Here is an 18,005-nt window from a genome sequence, read left to right as displayed (position 1 = left end):
GCGCCGGCTCCCGCAGAGGCACGTACATCCGTTAGAATGACGGATTGTCGACACGGACTGACCGCGAACGCGGCTGCATCCAGACTACATGGCCAGACCACCCACCATCTTCAAGCGCAGCGCGAACCTGCTGCTGCAGCATATTGCCGGCCACGTGGCGGTCGGCGACCCGTTGCCGACCGAGCAGCACATGGCCGAACTGGGCGAGGGCAGCCGCACGGCGGTCCGCAGCGCGCTGGCGCACTTCCACGACCGGGGCCTGATCAGCGACCTGAAGGAGCGCCGGCTGCTGCGCAAGCCGGAGCGCGGGGACTACTTCGACCTGGACGAATTGCGGACGGGCGCCGATCGCATCCGCGAAGTGCTGATGGACAGGATTTATCACAGCGACCTGCCGCCGGGCGCGGAGTTCTCGGAAACGGAGCTGGCGCGCGCGGCCGGCACGAGCACCATCAGCGTGCGCGAGTTCCTGATCGGCTTTTCGCATTCGGGACTGATCGAGAAGAAGCCGCGCGGCGGCTGGCGCCTGTGCGCGTTCGACCGCTCGTTTGCCATGGAACTGGCCGACGTGCGGCAGATGTTCGAGTTCGCGGCGATCGACAACTTCGCCGCGCTGCCGCCGGACGATCCGGCGTTCGCGGAGCTGCAGCAGCTCATCGCACGGCACGAACGGCTGGGTTCCGTGATGCCCACGCACCACAAGGATTTTCCGGCGCTCGACCGCGACTTCCACGCGTTCCTGATGGGGCGCCTGAACAACCGCTTCGCGCAGGGCTTCTTCGATCTGGTGTCGCTGGTGTTCCACTACCACTACCAATGGGACAAGTCGCAGGAAATGGTGCGCAACGAGTACGCGGTGCACGAGCACCTGGACATCCTGCGCGCGCTGGCGCGGCGCGACGTGACGGGAGCGCGCGAGGCGATGCGCATCCACTTGAATTCCGCGCGCAGCTCGTTGCTGCAGGCGATCCGCGTGCGCGAAATGAAGGCGCATCCGGCCTGACGGCGCAGCCGGCGAAGGAGGGCGCGTGATGCTCGTCGACGCCCACCAGCATTTCTGGCGCCTGGCCGACCGCAACGGCGCCTGGCCGCCACCGGAACTGGCCCCGATCTATCGCGATTTCCTGCCCGGCGACCTGGCGCCGCTGCTCGCGCAGCACGGCGTGGCGAAGACCGTGCTCGTGCAGTCGATGCCCAACGAGGACGACACGCACTTCATGCTCGACCTGGCGCGCCGCCATCGGTTCATCGGCGGCGTCGTCGGCTGGGTCGACATGAAGGCGCCAGACGCGCCCGCGCGCATCGCGAACCTTGCCGCGGACCCGCTGCTCAAGGGCTTGCGCCCGATGCTGCAGGACTTGCCGGACGACGGCTGGATCGACGACCCCGCGCTGGCACCGGCCGTGAAGGCGATGGTGCGGCACGGCCTGTCGTTCGACGCCCTCGTCCTGCCGCGCCACCTGGGCGCTCTGCATGCATTCGCCCAGCGCCACCGCGACCTGCCCATCGTGATCGACCATGGCGCGAAGCCGTTGATCGCGGCGGGCGTGACGGACCCGTGGCGCGACGACATGGCGCGCCTCGCCGCGCTGCCGCACGTGCATTGCAAGCTGTCGGGCCTCGTCACGGAGGCGGGCGCCGGCTGGGACATCGAGCGCCTGCGCCCGTACGTCGACCACCTGCTGGCGTGTTTCGGCCCGCAACGCCTCATCTGGGGCAGCGACTGGCCCGTGCTGGACCTGGCGTCCGACTACGCGGGCTGGATCGCCGCCACCAACGCGCTGCTGGCCGGCCTTGCCGAGGCGGACCGGCAGGCCATCTTCGGGCGCAATGCCCGGCGTTTTTATCGTATCGACTGAGGAGCGAACCTGTGCAAAGAATGGGAATGATGATCGGCATCGTGCCGGAAAAGATCGCCGAGTACAAAGCGCTGCACGCGGCCGTCTGGCCCGCGGTGCTCGCGCGGCTCGCGGAGGCGAACGTGCGCAACTACACGATCTTCCTGCGCGAGCCGGAAAACGTGATGTTCGGCTACTGGGAATACCACGGCACGGACTTCGAGGCCGACATGCGCCACATCGCGGCCGATCCGGAAACGCAGCGCTGGTGGACGTTCTGCAGCCCGTGCCAGGCGCCGCTGGCAAGCCGCGCGGAAGGCGAGCATTGGGCCATGATGGAACAAGTGTTCCACATGGATTGACGTCCCGGCCCGGCCGCCCGGCCGGGCTAACCGTCGCTGCGCAGCGCGGCGATCGGATCGAGCGCCGCCGCCTGGCGCGCGGGATACACGCCGAAACCGAGTCCCACCGCCACGCACAGCAGCACGGCCGACAGCAGGGCAAGGGGCGACCACGCCACCGACCACCCGGCCAGTGCGGCGATGCTGTACGCCGCGACGGCGCCCAGCACGAGGCCCAGCGCGGCGCCGCTGACGGCGATCACGAGCGCCTCGGCGAGGAATTGTTCGACGACGTCGCGGCGGCGCGCACCGAGCGCCCGCTTCAGGCCGATCTCGCGGCGCCGTTCCAGCACGTTCGCGAGCATGATGTTCATGATGCCGATGCCGCCCACCAGCAGCGACACGGCGGCGATCGAACTCATGACGATGGTGAAGATGCGCTGCGTCTGCTGGTTCTGGCGATACAGGCCCATCGGCACGATGAGGTTCGTGTCGTCGACGCCGCCGTGGCGCTGGTTGATCAGCGCCTGCAGCACGCGGGCCGCGGCGTCCGGCGCGACGTGACCGTCCAGGCGCACGCTGATGCCGTCCACTTCGTCCTCGATGCGGCGGAAGTTGAAGCGCGCCCGCGCCGTTTCCCACGGCACGAACAGGCGCTCGTCGTCGAGCCCCAGCTTGACGCCCTCGAATTCGGCCTTACTCGGCGTGCGGTCGGCGAGGACGCCCACGACCTGCAGCCACACGTGGTTCACCTTGACGTGCTGGCCGACTGCCGGCACGGCGCCGAACAGCGTATGCGCGAGGCGCGCGCCCAGCACGCAGACTGGGGCCAGCGTGGCGGCGTCGGCGGGATTCAGCCAGCGGCCGGCGTTCAGCGCCAGGCCGCCGTGGTCCGCATAGGCGGGCGACACGGCGAACGCGCGGCCGCTCACGACCCGGTCGCCGACGACGAGCTGGTCGACCTTGATCTCCTTTTTCAGCGCCACGGAGCGCGCGCCCGGCACGACGGCCAGCGCGGCCGCGCCGTCGGCCGCCGACAGGCCCAGCGAGCGGGTGCGCACGTCCTTCAACTGTTCGGCATCGATGCCCTTGCTCTCGACGAGTACGTTGTCGAGGCCGAGTTCCGCGACGAGACGCAGCGCTTCGCGCTTGCTGCCTTCGCCGACGGCCAGCATCGCGACGATGGCGCCCACGCCGAAGATCATGCCCAGCAAGGTGAGGCCCGTGCGCAGCTTGCGCCGCCGGAGTTCGGCGACGGCTTCCAGGATGAGTGCCCGGTTCATGACTTGCTCTCTTTCGGCGGCAGCAGCACGACGCGTGCGCCGGGCGCGAGGCCGCTCCTGATTTCACTGCGCACGGGGCCGCGCTGGCCCAGTTCGACCTTGCGCTTCACGCTGCGGCCCCCGTCGTCCGTGTACACGGCATACGCGCCGCCGTCCTGCACGAGCGCGATGTTCGGCACCGTCAGCGCGGACGCGCGGGACACGAGGCGCACCGTGCCGTGCAGCGCCTGGCCCGGCGTGAGGCCCAGCTTGCGCGCCTGGTCCGTCGCGATGGCGGCGTCGAAGTCGCTGTACTTCACGGGCGACTCCTGCGACACGATGCTGGCGCTGCTGCCGACGCGCGTCACGACGAGGTCGAGCTCCGTCCCCGTGCCCGCGAGCCGCACGCGCACGGGCAGGCCCGGCTTGAGTCCATCGGCCTGGCGCTCGGCGACGCTGAAGTGCGCCACGAGCTGGTCCAGGTCGGGCAGGGTGCCGAACGGCTCGCCCGCCATCTGCGGCGCGCCCACTTGCGCCTTGGCGCCGTCCCAGCGCGCCGCCTGCAGGAACACGCCGTCGTGCGGCGCCACCAGTGCCAGCGCCGCGAGGCTGCTGCGCTGCTGCGCGGCGTTCTGCAGCACGCTGTCGCGCTGCGAGCGCAGCACGGCGTCCTGCGCGGCGGTGCGCGCCTTGACCTGGCCGCCTTTCCAGTCCAGGTACGTGCGTTTCTGCGTGAGGAAACCGACGTCGGCCAGCGCGTCGAGGATCGTGTTGCGGGCGAACACGGACAGGTCGACGTTGGCATAGCGGCGCGACAGGGCCAGGTCGTTCTCGACCTTCGCGCGGTCGCCGGCGAGGACGCCCTGTTCGACGGCCGCGCTTGCGCGGTTGGCTTCCTCGGCCAGCGTCTTGCGCAGCAGTTCGAGGTCGGCCTGCGACAGGTCGGACCTAGCCTGCGGCGCGTCGAAGCGGGCGACGACCTCGCCCTTCCTGACGCTGCTGCCGTCGGGAACCATGTCGACGAGCACCCGGCTCGTCCAGCCGCTGCCGGGCACCGTGAGCGGCGTGCTGGCGGCGGCCTTGATCTCGCCGTCGGCTTCCAGCGTTTCCTGCCACGCGCGCGGGGCGAGGGTTTCGGCGGGACCGGCGGACGACGCCGACCTGTCGCAACCGGAGAGCAGGCCAAGGATGGCCAGGTACGCGGAAAGGTACGCGGCCAGGGCGGCGGCGGTGCGCGGGCGGAGGCGTGGCATCGGATCGGTCATGGCTGGGTACTCGCGAGTCGGCGTACGGCGCCGGGCAGCAATTCCACCTGGACGGCGGCGCCCGGCTTCAGGTCGCGCGGCGGCGTGTCGAATTCGAGCTGGACGTCGCGCACGACGGCCGCCTGCGTCGCCGACTTGCCGTGAAAGGCACGTCCCAGCGTCGTGACGTGCGCCGCCAGGGCCTGGCGCGTGCCCGTCACGGTGACCCGGGCGGCCTGGCCCACCTGCACGGCGGCCGCCTGCGCTTCCGGGACCTTGGCGTCGATGCCGAGCTGCGTCGGGTCGGCCAAGGTGGCGACGGACAGGCCCATCCACACCTGGCTGCCGACGCTGAACTTGGCGCCGTCGAAGCCGATCCGGTGCAGCACGAGTCCCGGCCGCGGCGCCGTGACGGTCAGCGCGGCCTGGCCTTTCGCGAGCGCGGCGATCTGGCTGCGCATCTGCGCCGCTTCCGACAGCAGGCCCGCCCGCTCGGCCTTGCGCGCGCGCTGCTGCGCTTCGTACTGGGTCTGCGCCAGCTGCGCTAGCCGGGCCTTTTCCGCGCGCTCGATGACGAACTTGTCGTAGTCGACACGGCGGACCAATTCCTTCGGCAGGCTGGCCTTGCGCGCCGCCTTGTCCGCATTGCTCGCGGCCTCGGCCAGTGCCAGCGCGCCGGCGCGGTCGGCCTCGGCCTGGTCGAGCTGCAGCTTGTCCAGCGCCCGCTCGCGTTCCTTCAGCGTGCCCTGCAGCGTCATCAGGCGGTTCATCACCTCGATGGACTCGAACACGGCGATGGGCTGCCCCGCCTGCACCATCATCCCTTCGGGCGCGAGCAGCGCCAGCTTGTATTGCCACACGTGCGGGATCGAGGGCGGCGATATCGGCATCGTGCGGCGCGACGCGATCTCGCCTTCGATCGTCAGCGCGGCCGTACTCGTCTTCGCAGGCGCCGCCGCGGCGACGCGCGCGCCCGTCGCCAGCGGTTCGACCAGCACGCTCATGCCCGCGACGAGCGGCAGGCCATGGCCGTCGGGCAGGGCGACCGTGGCACGGAAATAGCGGCCCTGGCCCCAGCGCGGACGGGCTTCCGGCGCGCTCGTGATCGTGGCGACCTTGCCGGCCAGCGCGACGCCGGGCAGCGCGTCGAAGCGCAGGCCGACTGCCTGGCCTTCGCGCAGGTACGGTCGGTCCGCTTCGAGCACCCACGCCGTGACGACCATGCGGCCGTCGCCCGCCACCGTGCCGGCCGCGTTGCCCGGCCAGGCCGTCGAGCCTTCGTCCAGGCGCTCGCCGTTGAACATGCCGTAGCCGTGGACGACGACGCCGTCGCGCGTGGCGCGCACTTCGGCCTGGGCCAGTTGCGCGAGCTGGAACGCCTCGTTGATCTGGAGCTTCTTGACTTCGAGCGCGCCGTCCTCCTTGCGGCGCGCGACGGCGTCGCGGGCATTGCGCAGCCCGTCCCGCTTGATCGTGAGGTCGCGCGTGGCGTGGTCCAGTTCGGCCTGGTGGCGGTCGTAGTCGAGCGCCCCGATCTGCTGGCGGGGCAGGGCCGCGTCGACCTTCGCCTTGTCCAGCGCGGCCTGCGCGCTGACGAGCGCCTTCTCCGCTTCGACGGCGGCGACTTCCAGGGTCGCGACCTCGCTGTCGGCGCGGGCGCGGGCACGCTCCAGGTCCGTGCGCAACTGGTCGACGTTGGTGGCGCCGCCCGACTCGATACGCAGCACGACGTCGCCCTTCCTGACCTGTGTGCCTTCGGGCGGGAAGTTACGGAGGATCAGCGGCGAGCTGTTCGACGGCGGCACGAAGATGGTCTGCGAATCGACGGCTTCCACTTCGCCCGTCACCAGCACGGGACGGGCGGCGGCGGGCGGCGCGGCCGTGCCGGCACGTGTCGCGACGGCGCCGAGGGCGAGCGCCAGCACCGGGGCCGCGCCGAGCAGGATGAGCGTGCGGCGCGTCACGGCTGGTCCGCGGCCACGCGGCCGTCCCGCAGGTGGATCGTGCGCTGTGCGCTGGCCGCGATCGCCGGATCGTGGGTGACGAGGACGAGGGTCTGGCCGCCCGCGTGCAGTTCGCGCAGCAGGGTCATCACGTCGGCGGCGCTGGCCGAATCCAGGTTGCCCGTCGGTTCGTCCGCCAGCAGCACGTCCGGTTCGTTCAGCAGGGCGCGGGCGATGGCGGCGCGCTGCAACTGGCCGCCGGACAACTGGCCCGGCAGGTGATCGAGGCGCCGGCCCAGGCCGATGCGTTCCAGCAGCGCCCGTGCGCGCGCGGGTGCCGCGGGGTCGGGCTGGCGCGCGTAGCGCTGGGGCAGCAGCACGTTTTCCAGCACGGTGAGGCGGGGCAGCAAATGAAAGGACTGGAACACGAAGCCGATGCGGCGGTTGCGCACGGCGGACGCGGCATCGTCGTCGAGGGCGCTGAGTTCGTCGTCCGCGAGGCGGTAGCGGCCGCTGTCGGGGCGGTCGAGGCCGCCGAGGACGTTCAGCAGCGTCGACTTGCCGGAACCGGACGGCCCCATCACGGCGACGAATTCGCCCTGCGCCACGTGCAGGTCGATGCCGTCGAGGGCGTGGATGTCGGTGCCGCCCAGGCGGTAGGTCTTGCGGATGGCGCTGAGTTCGATCATGTGGAAAGTATTTCCTGCATAACAACAACTTGTCAATTATTAAAAGTGTGGGGGCGTATATATTTTTTAACGCCTGTGTTCGCGATAATTCGGTGACGCCGCCATTTAGCCGAGCTGAACGGCAGCGCAGAGCAGGTGCGCCGGCGTCGTCAGTCGTCTCACGTCGAGCACTCGTTGCCAGCCCGAGTAATTGATCAGGTAGCGGCTCGCGACGCCGCGGAACCGAGCGCCAGGCACCACTGCCAACGACGCCCCAGCGGCCGTTGGCCTTGCCTGTTCGACATCGATGAGGTAACGTTGAACCCGTGCGCCCGCAGGGCGGGGGAACGGGATCGGGATGGGCAAAACCAGTACGTTGACGGAAGTGGCCGAAGAGGCGGGTGTGTCGTTGATCACGGCGTCGCGCGCGCTGCGCGGCGTGGGGCGCGTCGCGAAGGAGACGCGCGAGCGCGTGCTCGCGGCGGCCGCGAAACTGGACTATACGCCGGACATGATCGCCCAGAAGATGCGAGGCGGGAATTCGAGCCTGATCGGCGTCTTCGTCAACGGCTTCCGCTCACTCGTCATGCACGAGCTCCTGTCCGCCATCAACGACGAAGCGCGGCGCCTCGGCTTCGACCTCATCGTCTTCAATGCCGACCATTTCGACGACGCGCGCCGCGCCGGCACGGCCGAGATGCTGCGCAAGCTGTGCGACGGCCTGCTGCTGATCCTGCCCGATGCGAACGACGGCCTGCTCGTCAAGCTGGAGAGGGCCCATGCGCCGTGCGTGCTGGTGAGTTTTGCCGCCCGTCCCATCGACCTGCCCGTCGTCCTCGGCTCCAACCGGCTCGCGGCGAAAAGCGCCGTCGACCACCTGCTCGGGTTCGGCCACCGTCGCATCGCGTTCATCGCCGGCACGTCGTTCACCGGCCAGAGCGAGGAGCGCCAGCGCGGCTACGAGGATGCCTTGCGTGGCGCGGGCATCGCCGTCGACCCCGCGTACGTGCGCCAGGGCGACTTCAACGACGCCAGCGGCTTCGAGCAGACGCAGGCGTTGTTGAAACTGCCCGCGCCGCCCACCGCCATCTTCGCCGCCAACGACGCGATGGCGTTCGGCGCGATGGACGCCATATCCAGCGCCGGCCTGAAGGTCCCGGACGACGTGTCCGTGGTCGGCTTCGACGACGTGATCCGCGCCGCCGTCGTCCATCCGAAGCTGACGACCGTACGCCAGCCGTTGAACGAGATCGCCGTGCGGGCCGTCGCGGAGCTGGTCGACGCGATGCGCAGCGGCCGTGCCGAAGGCTTCCGCATCGAATTGCCCGCACGCCTCGTCGTGCGAGACTCCACGGGACCCGCGCCGGCAGCGTAACGGCCGCCGCGGTGCCGCCATGGCATCGTTACCACGCCGGGTGCCCGCTCTCATTCGACCATCGTCTTGATCGAAAAGCTATTGTCATTTGCTAAGTCGAGTGGTAACGTTGTCTCACCCGGCAAGAACGCGAAGCCGGACATGACCACACCAGGGAGACGACATGAACCGAAGGGAGGCGCTGGCCCGCGGCTTCGGCGCGCTGGCCGCGTTGGGCGCGGCGCGTCCGGGGGCGGCCGTCCCGCTCGCGGCCACGCCGGATACGCCGGATACGCCGGCCGGCGCGGCACAGCCGGCGCGCGTGCCCAAGCGCTACCTGCGCACCGTCGTCGACGAGGGCCTGCTCAGGCGCCGCCTGCTGCCGGCGTCCGCATGGCGTCCCTACCCGCAGGCGGGCGACCGCGCCGCGTGGGCGCAAGTGCCGGCCGACGTGGCCGCGGCGCTGGTCGCCCGGGCCGACGCATGGCTGGGCGCGGACTGGCCCCAGTTGCCCGCGAGCCTGTTCCTGGAGTTCGCGGACACCGGCAACCGCACGCATTACGAACAGCGCTATTTCGAGCGGCGCAGCCGCCTGGCGGGCCTCGTGCTGGCCGAGTGCGTGCAGGGGCAGGGCCGCTACCTGCACGCGATCGCGGACGGCGTCTGGCACGTGTGCGAGGAAACCTTCTGGGGCCTGCCGGCCCACACCGGCATGCAGAAGCGCGGCGTCGGGCTGCCCGATGCGGCGGAGCCCGTCATCGACCTGTTCGCGGCCGAGACGGGCGTGACGCTGGCCTACGTCCACTACCTCGTCGGGACGCAACTGCGCGCCGTGTCGCCGCAGGTCCAGGAGCGCATCGCGGCGGAAGTGAAGCGCCGCCTCCTCGATCCCGGCTGGCAGCGCGACGACTTCAAGTGGATGGGGCTGAAGGACCGCAAGGAACCGCTGAACAACTGGACGTCGTGGATCGCATCGAGCTGGCTGGAGGCGAACCTGCTGCTGGAGCCGGACCCGGAACGTCGCATCGCCGCGACGTTGAAGATCTGCGGCTGCCTCGATCGCTTCCTGGAAGATTATTCGGACGACGGCGCGTGCGAGGAGGGCCCCAGCTACTGGACGATGTCCGCCGGGCCTTATCTCGATTGTCTGATGGCGCTCGACTCGGCGCTGGCGGGCGCCGTGCGTCTCACCTCGGCGCTGGCGGGCGCCGTGCGTCTCACGTCCGATCCGTTCGTGCGGCGCATGGGTCATTACGTGCTGGACGTGCACGTGGCCGGCGACTGGTTTGTGAACTATGGCGACGCGCATGCGCAGGTCCATCATTCGCCGGCGCTGCTGCACCGCTTCGGCCGCGCGACCGGCGATGCCGACCTGGCCGCGTTCGGCGCGTTCCGCGCGGGGGCGCGCGGCATCACGCTGTCGGACCAGGGCCGGCTCGCGCGCGACGTCGCCGACGTGCTGGAAGTCGCGCGCATGCGTGCGACGGTCGGCAGCGACGCGCTGCCGCGCGCGGCGTGGTATCCGGACCTCGGCCTGATGACGGCGCGGGCGCAGGGCGGATCGGCGCAGGGCTTCTTTGTCGCCGTGCAGGCCGCGTCGAACGCGCGCAGCCACGGGCACCACGATTCCGGCAGCTTCATCGTCTTCCACGACGGGCTGCCCGTGTTCGTCGACCCGGGTGTCGAAGCCTATACGGCGAAGACGTTCGGCAAGGACCGCTACACCATCTGGACCATGCAGTCGGCCTTCCACAACGTGCCGCTCGTGGATGGGCGGATGGAGCGGGGGCGCGACGCGCGTGACCGGGCGAGCCGCGTGCGCGTCGACGACGACACCGCGCGCACGGGCATGACGATGGAACTGGCGACGGCGTTCGGTCCCGAGGCGGGCATCCGGACGTGGGTGCGCAGTGTCGCGCTCGATCGAGGGGCGGGCGCCGGCGTCGTGAACTTGCGCGAGACGTTCGCGCTGTCCCGTCCCGCGCCCGTGTCACTCGTCTTCATGACGCCGCGCCGGCCCGACCCCGCGCAGGGCGGCGTGCTCGCGCTGCCGGTGGCCGGCGGCCGCACGGTAAGCCTGCGCTTCGACGCGCGCGTGCTGCGCGCGGAGGTCGAGCGCATTGCGCTCACCGATCCGGGCCTGCGCCACGAATGGGGAGACGCGCTGTACCGCATCCGGCTCGCGTCGATGCAGCCACTGGCCGCCGGCGACCTGGCCGTCGCGCTGGCGGCATGAACCGAAACCTGAAGGAGTCGAATTGAACAAGCGAGTGATGGCGAGCGTACTGGCGGGGGGATTGCTTTTGCTGGGTGGCTGCGCGGATATGGGAAGTCGCGCGGTTGCACCGGCGCAGGCGCAGGCCGCGGCCATCCCGTCGCGGGCCGAGGCGCTGGCCGTCATCGACAAGGTGAACGGCCATTGGCAGCGCACGACGCCGGCGACGGAGTGGGCGTTCTGGAACGTGGCCGTCTACCACACGGGGAATATCGCCGCGTACGAGGTCACCGGGAACGAGGCTTACCGCCAGTATTCCGAACGGTGGGCCGACTACAACGGGTGGCGCGGCGCGAAGTCCGACAACAAGGCCGAGTGGAAGCTCACGTACGGCGAGACGGACGACCATGTGCTGTTCGGCGACTGGCAGGCCTGCTTCCAGACTTACCTCGACCTGTACCGCCTGGGCCCGCAGGACCCGCGCCGCGTGGCGCGCGCGCGCGAGGTGATGGGCTACGAGATCGGCACGGCGCGCGACGACTACTGGTGGTGGGCGGACGGCCTGTACATGGTCATGCCCGTGATGACGAAGATGTACCGGCTGACGGGCGACCGCCGTTACCTGGACAAGATGGTCGACTATTTCCAGTATGCGAACGGCTTGATGTACGACGCCGAGGCGCACCTGTACTACCGCGATGCGCGCTACGTCTACCCGCAGCACAAGAGCGTCAACGGCAAGAAGGATTTCTGGGCGCGGGGCGACGGCTGGGTATTCGCCGCGCTCGCGAAGGTGCTGGCGGACCTGCCGGCGGCCGACCCGTACCGCCCGCTGTTCGAGGATCGCTTCCGCGCGATGGCGCAGACGCTGCGCACGATCCAGGACCCGGAAGGCTATTGGACGCGCAGCCTGATCGACCCGGCCCACTCGCCCGGCCCCGAGACGAGCGGCACGGCGTTCTTCACGTACGGCATGCTGTGGGGTATCAACAACGGTGTGCTGGACCGCGCGGACTACTTGCCGACGGCGCTGAAAGGCTGGGATTACTTGACGCACGTGGCCATCCAGGCGGACGGCAAGGTGGGCTATGTGCAGCCCATCGGCGACCGCGCGATCCCCGGCCAGGTAGTCGACCGCGATTCGACGGCGCACTTCGGCGTGGGCGCCGTGCTGCTGGCGGCGGCGGAAATGGCGCGCCTGGGCGCCGCCGGCCACTGATTCTCTCCTTCGGGGGCCCCTGGGCCCACGTTCGGCCTGCCTCGGAACGGCAGGTCTTTTTTTTCCTGCGCAATTCGGGGTCAGAGCACAGTTATTTCTAGATTCGGGGTCAGAGCACGTTTCCGAACAATGTCCTGTTAGCACAGGAAGTGAGACCGCAGGCTACGGATCGCTGTCTGCAGATCGCTGTTTGAACGTGCGGCCAGGTGCCAACCACGTACGCAGGGATGCTGTAAAGAACATGCACCGAAACGTGCTCTGACCCCGAATTCCGATCGAAAAATGCTCTGACCCCGAATTAAAAGCTTGCGGTTTCTTTAAGCAGGGGCGATGCTTTAGGTCTTGTTAGTCGGAAACGCGTCCATGTTGGAAGACAAAAGCGCCTACGCCGCCGGCACGCTGCGCTACACGGCGGCGGGCCTCGGCATTGTCCTGTTCTGGCTGTTGTTCGGCGAGTTCGCCATCGCCCTGCGCGACCGTTCGGCCATCCCGGGCGTCATGGAATTGCTGCGCCAGCACCACGCCAGCGATACGATGATCGCCGTGCTCGTCTCGGCGCTGCCCGCGCTGCTGGGCAGCGTGCTCGTGCCCATCGTCGGCTTCCGCTCCGACCGCTTCCGCAGCCGCTGGGGGCGCCGGCTGCCGTTCCTCGTCGGCGTCACACCGGTCGCGGCGCTCGTCTTCGTCGCACTCGGCAACTGCACGGCCATCGGCCGCGGTACCGATGCGTTGCTGGGCGCGGCGTCGCCCGGCGTCGATGCGTGCGTGCTCGCGTGGTTCTGCGTGCTGTGGACCGTGTTCGAGGGCCTCGCGCTCGTCACGCTGGCGCTGTACGCGGGCCTCGTGAACGACATCGTGCCCCGTCCCATCCTCGGCCGCTTCTATGCTGGATTCCGCATCGTCAGCCTCGGTGCCGGCATCCTGTTCAACCTGTGGATATTCCACCTCACCGAACACCACCTGCGCGACGTCTTCCTCGGCATCGGCCTGTTCTTCGGCGTCGCCTGCGTGCTGATGTGCGTGCGATTGAAGGAAGGCGAATACGGCCCGCCGGCGCCGATGGACGCCCAGGCGGGGCAGGGCACCGTGACGTGGCGCGCGATGGGCCGCGCGTACTGGCGCGAATGCTTCGCCGACCGCTACTTCCTGCTCGTCTTCCTCGCCCTGACGGCGTCCGAGCTGACGTTCATGCCGTTCAACACGTTCTCGCAGTTGTACGCGGACTCGATCGGCATGGACAAGGGCCAGCTGGGGCGCCTGCTCGCCACGTCGTACGCGCTGTCGATCGGGCTGTCGTCCGTCGTCGGGTGGATGGTCGACCGCTACGGCGCCGCGACCGTCACGGTGTGCACAATGGGGCTGTACCTGTGCGTGGCATGCGGCGGCTTCCTCGCCGTGCACGACCTGCAGAGCTTTGCCATCGTCTACGTGCTGCACGCCGTCGTGTCGGGCACGTATTACACGGCGGCCGCGTCACTGCCGATGGTGCTGTTCCCGCGTGCACGCTTTCTGCAGTTCGACGCGGCCAAGCGCGTCATCTTCTCCACGTCGAATATCGCGCTGAGCTTCCTGCTCGGCCCCTTGCTCGATGCGTCGGGCCATGTCTACGGCTTGACCTTGCTGTTCGGCGCACTGCTGGCGGGGGCCAGCGTCGTCACGTTCCGGGCGCTGGCGCGCGTCGCGCGCGGGCGGGTCGGCGCGGTGTCGGCGTGACGGCCGCAGTATCGGTCTCCACTTGCCGCGCGGGCGCCGTCGACCCGCGCACGACGAGCTTCGCGGGGAAGGCGATGCGCGCAGCCGCCGTGGATTGGCCGTCGATCATGCCGACCACCTCGCGCACGGCGTAGGCGGCGATGGCATCGAACGGCTGATGCATCGTCGTCAGCTTGGGAAAGACGCAGCTCGCGGTCGGGATGTCGTCGAAGCCGATCACGGAGATGTCGTCCGGGACCGTCAAGCCGCGGCTGTTGATGGCGTCGATGGCGCCGAACGCCATCTCGTCGTTCGCGGCGAAGATCGCCGTCGGCGGGACGCTCGCGCCAAGCAGCCGTTCCGTGGCCGCGTAGCCGCCCGGCTGGACGAAGGCGCCATTGACGACGAGCGCGGGATCGGGCGCGATGCCGGCCGCCAGCAGCGCGTCGACGTAGCCGCGTTCGCGCTCCGCACTCTGGCCCGTGCCCGGATTGCCGGCGATGTAGGCGATGCGGCGGTGGCCCAGCGCCAGCAGGTGTTCGACGGCCGCGCGCGCCCCGAGGCGGTTTTCCGCCGCCACGACAGGCACGGCGACGGGCCTCGCATCGAAGCAGATCACGACGCTGGCCAGTTGCTGGCGTTCGATGGCGTCGAGAAAGCCGTCGTCGGCGCTGGGCATCACGAGCAGCAGCCCGTCGCACAGCTTGCCCAGCAGGTCGCACGTGGCCATGCGGTCGGGGCTGTCGAAGCGCTCGGCGTTGAACAGCAGCAGGTCGTAGCCCTTGGCGCGCGCATGCGTGCTGAGGGCGCGGATGATCTCGTGCAGCACGACGGGACCGTAGTTGTTGACGAACACGCCGAGCAGCCGGCTCCGGTCGCCCCGCATGCGCCGCGCCAGCGGGTCGGGCGTGTACTGCAGCTGTGCGGCGGCGGCCATGATGCGTTCGCGGGCCTCCGCCGACACATAGCCTGTGCCGCGGATGGCGCGCGAGGCCGTGATCGGCGCGACGCCCGCGAGCCGGGCGACCTCACTGAGTTTGCTGACTTTGCGCATAGGCATCCGAAAAACACGAAGTGTGACGGATTAATGAGACAACGTACATCACAAATTTCGTCAAAGGTATGACTGTTTGGCATGGATGTCGTAGCGGAACGACACAAAATTTGCCGAAACCGGCGGAAACTTCCTTTAAAAACAACATGTTAGGACAAATTTTTAGCCGGTCGTGCACTATTGCTATCTAATAATCGGCTGTGGTAACGTGACCACCAGCCGGCGTAAAGACTACCGCGACACAGCGCCAGACCGGCATCAGGGTTCCGATAACGACACAACAATGGAGACAAGATGAACAAGAAGTTGCTCGCCGCGCTGCTGCCGGTGGCGCTCGCCGCCGCCTATGGGCATCCGGCGCTGGCCCAGGACACGACCACGCCAACCGTCCCGTCCGACGCGGCGGCCGCCGAGCCGCCCCCGCCGTTCCAGGATGCGCCGGTCACCACGACGGTCGTCGTGACGGGCTTCCGTTCCAGCCTGCAGAAGGCGCTGAACCTGAAGCAGCAGGCCATCGGCGTGCGCGACTCCATCGTGGCCGAGGACATCGGCAAATTCCCCGAGGCGAACGTCGCGGAATCGCTGCAGCGCGTGCCGGGCGTAATCCTGAACCGCGACGAGAGCTCGGCGGAAGGGCAGCGCATCTCGATCCGCGGCCTGCCGACCGAATACACGGTGACGACGTTGAACGGCGCGCCCGTCAACACGACGTCGACCAGCACCATCGGCAGCGCGGCGCGCGGTTTCAACTACGACGTGTTCGCGTCCGAGCTGTTCGGCCGCGTCGACTTCTACAAGACACCGCTGGCCGAACTGACGGAAGGCGGCATGGGCGGCGTCGTCGACCTGCAGACGCCGCGCCCGTTCGACAGCCCGAAGCGCACGGTGCGCTACGGCGTGTCGGCCGCGTACAACACGATGTCGGAGAAGACCGACCCGAACCTGTTCGCGCTGTATTCGAACACGTGGGGCAATTGGGGCTTCCTGGCCGGCGCGTCGCATTCGAAGGCCGTCAACAACCGCTCCGGCTTCGAGGCGACGGGCGGCTACAACAGCTCGCGCCGCGGCAGCGCGAACCCGGTGCTGGGCAACTTCGCGCTGCAACTCGATTACGACGACCCGCGCGCGAACCTGTCCGGCTATACGCGCGACCAGGTCGACAATGCGCTGCTGCCCCGCATCTACCGCTTCTACGGCTCGCAGAACCGGCGCACGCGCGACGGCCTCGTGACGTCGCTGCAGTACAAGGAAGGCGGCTTGAACATCAGCCTGGACGGCCTCGCGTCGCAGCTGCAGAACAGCCGCGACGAGCTGTACTACGGCATCCTGATCCGCAACAGCAAGACGACGAACCGCAGCGCGCCTCCCGGCCAGGCGGGTCACAACGGCCTCGTGCCGCTCGACGTGCACATCGATCCGGCGTCGAACCTCCTCACGGGCACCTTCGGCAATACGTCGTACAGCAGCGGCGTCACGTACGGCGAGGACAAGACGAAGTTCGGCTACCTCGCGCTGAACGGCCGTTGGGAAGTCAAGAAAGGCACCGTGCTCACGGGCCAGCTGTCGGCGAACAACAGCGACGCGAAGAGCTACCAGGACACGCTGTCGGGCCAGGTCTTCGGCGTCGATTCCACGATCGACTACGGCGCGGACCACGTGTACCCGTCGCTGTCGTCGCCCGTCGACTTCACGAATCCCGCCAACTTCACGGGCTTCGACATCAACACCGGCTGGACGCGCGAGACGGACAAGGGCCGCCAGGCGCGCCTCGTGCTGGACCAGGACTACGACCTGTGGGACGACTGGACCGGTCACTTCAAGGGTGGCCTCGTCTACGTCGACACGACGAAGACCGTCGAGAAGCGCAACGGCACGGCCGCCATGGTTGCGAAGCTGAAGGGGTTCGGCGATGCGGGCCTGCGCAGCAACATGGTGTCCAAGCTGCCCGTCTCGAACCTGGACATGGGCGACGGCTGGCCGCACCAGTTCGGCACCTTCACGCGCAGCTACACGTATTCGACGTACGATCCGCTGGCCTTCAACACGCCGGCTGCATTCACGCCGGCACAGAGCTTCGGCGCGGAAGAGAAGGTGACGACGGGCTTCGTGCAGTCCGACTTCAAGGGCGAGGTGCTGGCGCGCGAACTGCGCATCAACGCCGGCGTGCGCTGGGCGCAGACGAAGCTCGGCATCGACAACTACAAGAAGTCGGGCGCGGGCAATACCTATCTGCCGAACCAGGAACACGGCAAGTACACGAACGTGCTGCCGGCCGTCAGCGCCGCCTACGACGTGCTTGACGACCTGATCTGGCGGGCGTCGTACGGCAAGACGATCAGCCGCGCATCGCTGTCGATCATCGCCGCGCAGACCGTCATCCCGAACCCGTTCGACAACACGGCCACCGCGGGCAACCCGAACCTGAAGCCGCAGCAGTCGAAGAACCTCGACACGAGCCTGGAGTGGTATTTCAAGCCGGGCAGCCTGCTGTCGGCCGCGTACTTCAAGAAGGAGCTCACGGACGCCACCGTCTCGAGCACGACGCAGACGACGTTCGGCGCGCTGGGCCTGCCCGACACGGCGCTCGGTGCGATCTTCCACGACGCGAACGGCAAGGTCGACCCGAACCTGCCCATGACCCTGCGCACCTACGGCAACGCGGGCCAGCAGACTCTCAAGGGTTATGAACTCGCCTACCAGCAGGACTTCACCTTCCTGCCCGATCCGTTCAAGGGCCTGGGCGCGTTGGCGAGCTACACGCACATCGACCCGTTCAACAGCCAGAAGTGGATCACGACGGCCGGCAAGGAAATCGCCGTGAACTCGGTGCCGAAGTACGCGTACAGCTTCACCACGTATTACGAGCGGGGGCCGCTCGCGATGCGCCTCTCGTACAACTACAAGGGCCGCTTCCTGCATCCGGACAACCCGAAGAACAACGGCGACGACCTGATTCGCTGGCGCGCCGCCCGCGGTTACCTGGACGGCACCATCAGCTACAAGCTGACGGAAAACCTGGAACTGCGCCTCGATGCGCTGAACCTGACCAACACGCTTTCGTACGATTACTTCGAGGACGCCACGGGCCAGTACGGCGATGGCCACCGCACCCGCATGGACTACGCGAAGTATGATGGGCGTACCATCAAGTTCGGCCTGCGCGGCAAGCTCTGAT

Annotated in this window: 13 protein-coding genes; 8 read left to right on the top strand and 5 right to left on the bottom strand. The window is 68.7% G+C overall.

The window, feature by feature from the left end; genetic code table 11:
• Positions 1-88: 88 nt before the first annotated feature.
• Genes HAV22_RS04610 through HAV22_RS04600 form a run of 3 tightly spaced genes read left to right on the top strand, consistent with a single transcriptional unit; the run spans position 89 to position 2,200 of the window.
• Complete coding sequence (locus tag HAV22_RS04610) at positions 89-1,003, top strand: GntR family transcriptional regulator (protein ID WP_166856961.1); 915 nt, start codon at positions 89-91, stop codon at positions 1,001-1,003.
• 28 nt (positions 1,004-1,031) lie between these two features.
• Positions 1,032-1,859 (top strand): amidohydrolase family protein, encoded by an 828-nt coding sequence (locus HAV22_RS04605; protein ID WP_166857269.1) that lies wholly within the window; start codon positions 1,032-1,034, stop codon positions 1,857-1,859.
• A 26-nt stretch (positions 1,860-1,885) separates the two neighbouring features.
• The gene (locus tag HAV22_RS04600) at positions 1,886-2,200 is read left to right on the top strand and encodes an L-rhamnose mutarotase (RefSeq protein WP_208296055.1); all 315 of its coding nucleotides are present in this window, start codon (positions 1,886-1,888) and stop codon (positions 2,198-2,200) included.
• 26 nt (positions 2,201-2,226) lie between these two features.
• Here the strand turns inward: HAV22_RS04600 and HAV22_RS04595 are convergent, their stop codons facing one another.
• From HAV22_RS04595 to HAV22_RS04580, 4 genes are read right to left on the bottom strand one after another with little or no spacing between them, the layout of a single operon-like run.
• Entirely contained in the window at positions 2,227-3,462 is a 1,236-nt protein-coding gene (locus HAV22_RS04595) for an ABC transporter permease (protein ID WP_166856956.1), read from the bottom strand.
• On the bottom strand, positions 3,459-4,694 hold the full coding sequence (locus HAV22_RS04590) for an efflux RND transporter periplasmic adaptor subunit (RefSeq protein ID WP_229421067.1): 1,236 nt from the start codon (positions 4,692-4,694) through the stop codon (positions 3,459-3,461). The genes HAV22_RS04595 and HAV22_RS04590 overlap by 4 nt, the downstream gene beginning before the upstream one ends.
• Positions 4,695-4,702: 8 nt before the next feature.
• On the bottom strand, positions 4,703-6,649 hold the full coding sequence (locus HAV22_RS04585; protein WP_166856952.1) for an HlyD family secretion protein: 1,947 nt from the start codon (positions 6,647-6,649) through the stop codon (positions 4,703-4,705).
• Positions 6,646-7,317, bottom strand: a complete 672-nt coding sequence (locus HAV22_RS04580; protein WP_166856950.1) for an ABC transporter ATP-binding protein — start codon at positions 7,315-7,317, stop codon at positions 6,646-6,648. Before HAV22_RS04580 ends, HAV22_RS04585 begins: the two co-directional genes overlap by 4 nt.
• A 337-nt stretch (positions 7,318-7,654) precedes the next feature.
• Here HAV22_RS04580 and HAV22_RS04575 point away from each other — a divergent pair, with 337 nt between their 5' ends.
• From HAV22_RS04575 to HAV22_RS04560, 4 genes are all read left to right on the top strand, one after another.
• Positions 7,655-8,671, top strand: coding sequence for a LacI family DNA-binding transcriptional regulator (locus HAV22_RS04575; RefSeq protein ID WP_166856948.1), 1,017 nt, complete (start codon positions 7,655-7,657; stop codon positions 8,669-8,671).
• Positions 8,672-8,834: 163 nt separating this feature from the next.
• Positions 8,835-10,886 carry a heparinase II/III domain-containing protein gene (locus tag HAV22_RS04570; protein ID WP_166856945.1) on the top strand — a complete coding sequence of 684 codons (2,052 nt, stop codon included), beginning with the start codon at positions 8,835-8,837 and terminating at the stop codon, positions 10,884-10,886.
• A 22-nt stretch (positions 10,887-10,908) separates the two neighbouring features.
• On the top strand, positions 10,909-12,084 hold the full coding sequence (locus HAV22_RS04565) for a glycoside hydrolase family 88/105 protein (protein ID WP_229421066.1): 1,176 nt from the start codon (positions 10,909-10,911) through the stop codon (positions 12,082-12,084).
• 363 nt (positions 12,085-12,447) lie between these two features.
• Positions 12,448-13,797, top strand: a complete 1,350-nt coding sequence (locus HAV22_RS04560) for an MFS transporter (RefSeq protein ID WP_166856943.1) — start codon at positions 12,448-12,450, stop codon at positions 13,795-13,797.
• Here HAV22_RS04560 and HAV22_RS04555 read toward each other — a convergent pair.
• On the bottom strand, positions 13,739-14,830 hold the full coding sequence (locus tag HAV22_RS04555) for a LacI family DNA-binding transcriptional regulator (RefSeq protein WP_166856941.1): 1,092 nt from the start codon (positions 14,828-14,830) through the stop codon (positions 13,739-13,741). The two genes, HAV22_RS04560 and HAV22_RS04555, sit on opposite strands and share 59 nt — an antisense overlap.
• Positions 14,831-15,124: 294 nt before the next feature.
• On the opposite strand from HAV22_RS04555, the gene HAV22_RS04550 reads away from it, so the two are divergent.
• Positions 15,125-18,004 (top strand): TonB-dependent receptor, encoded by a 2,880-nt coding sequence (locus HAV22_RS04550; protein ID WP_166856939.1) that lies wholly within the window; start codon positions 15,125-15,127, stop codon positions 18,002-18,004.
• Position 18,005 lies beyond the last annotated feature (1 nt).

It is taken from the genome of Telluria antibiotica, assembly GCF_011682055.1.
Classification (GTDB): Bacteria; Pseudomonadota; Gammaproteobacteria; order Burkholderiales; family Burkholderiaceae_D; genus Telluria; species Telluria antibiotica.
Note: the sequence above shows the minus strand (reverse complement) of the source record. Positions and strands in the feature narration are given on the sequence as shown.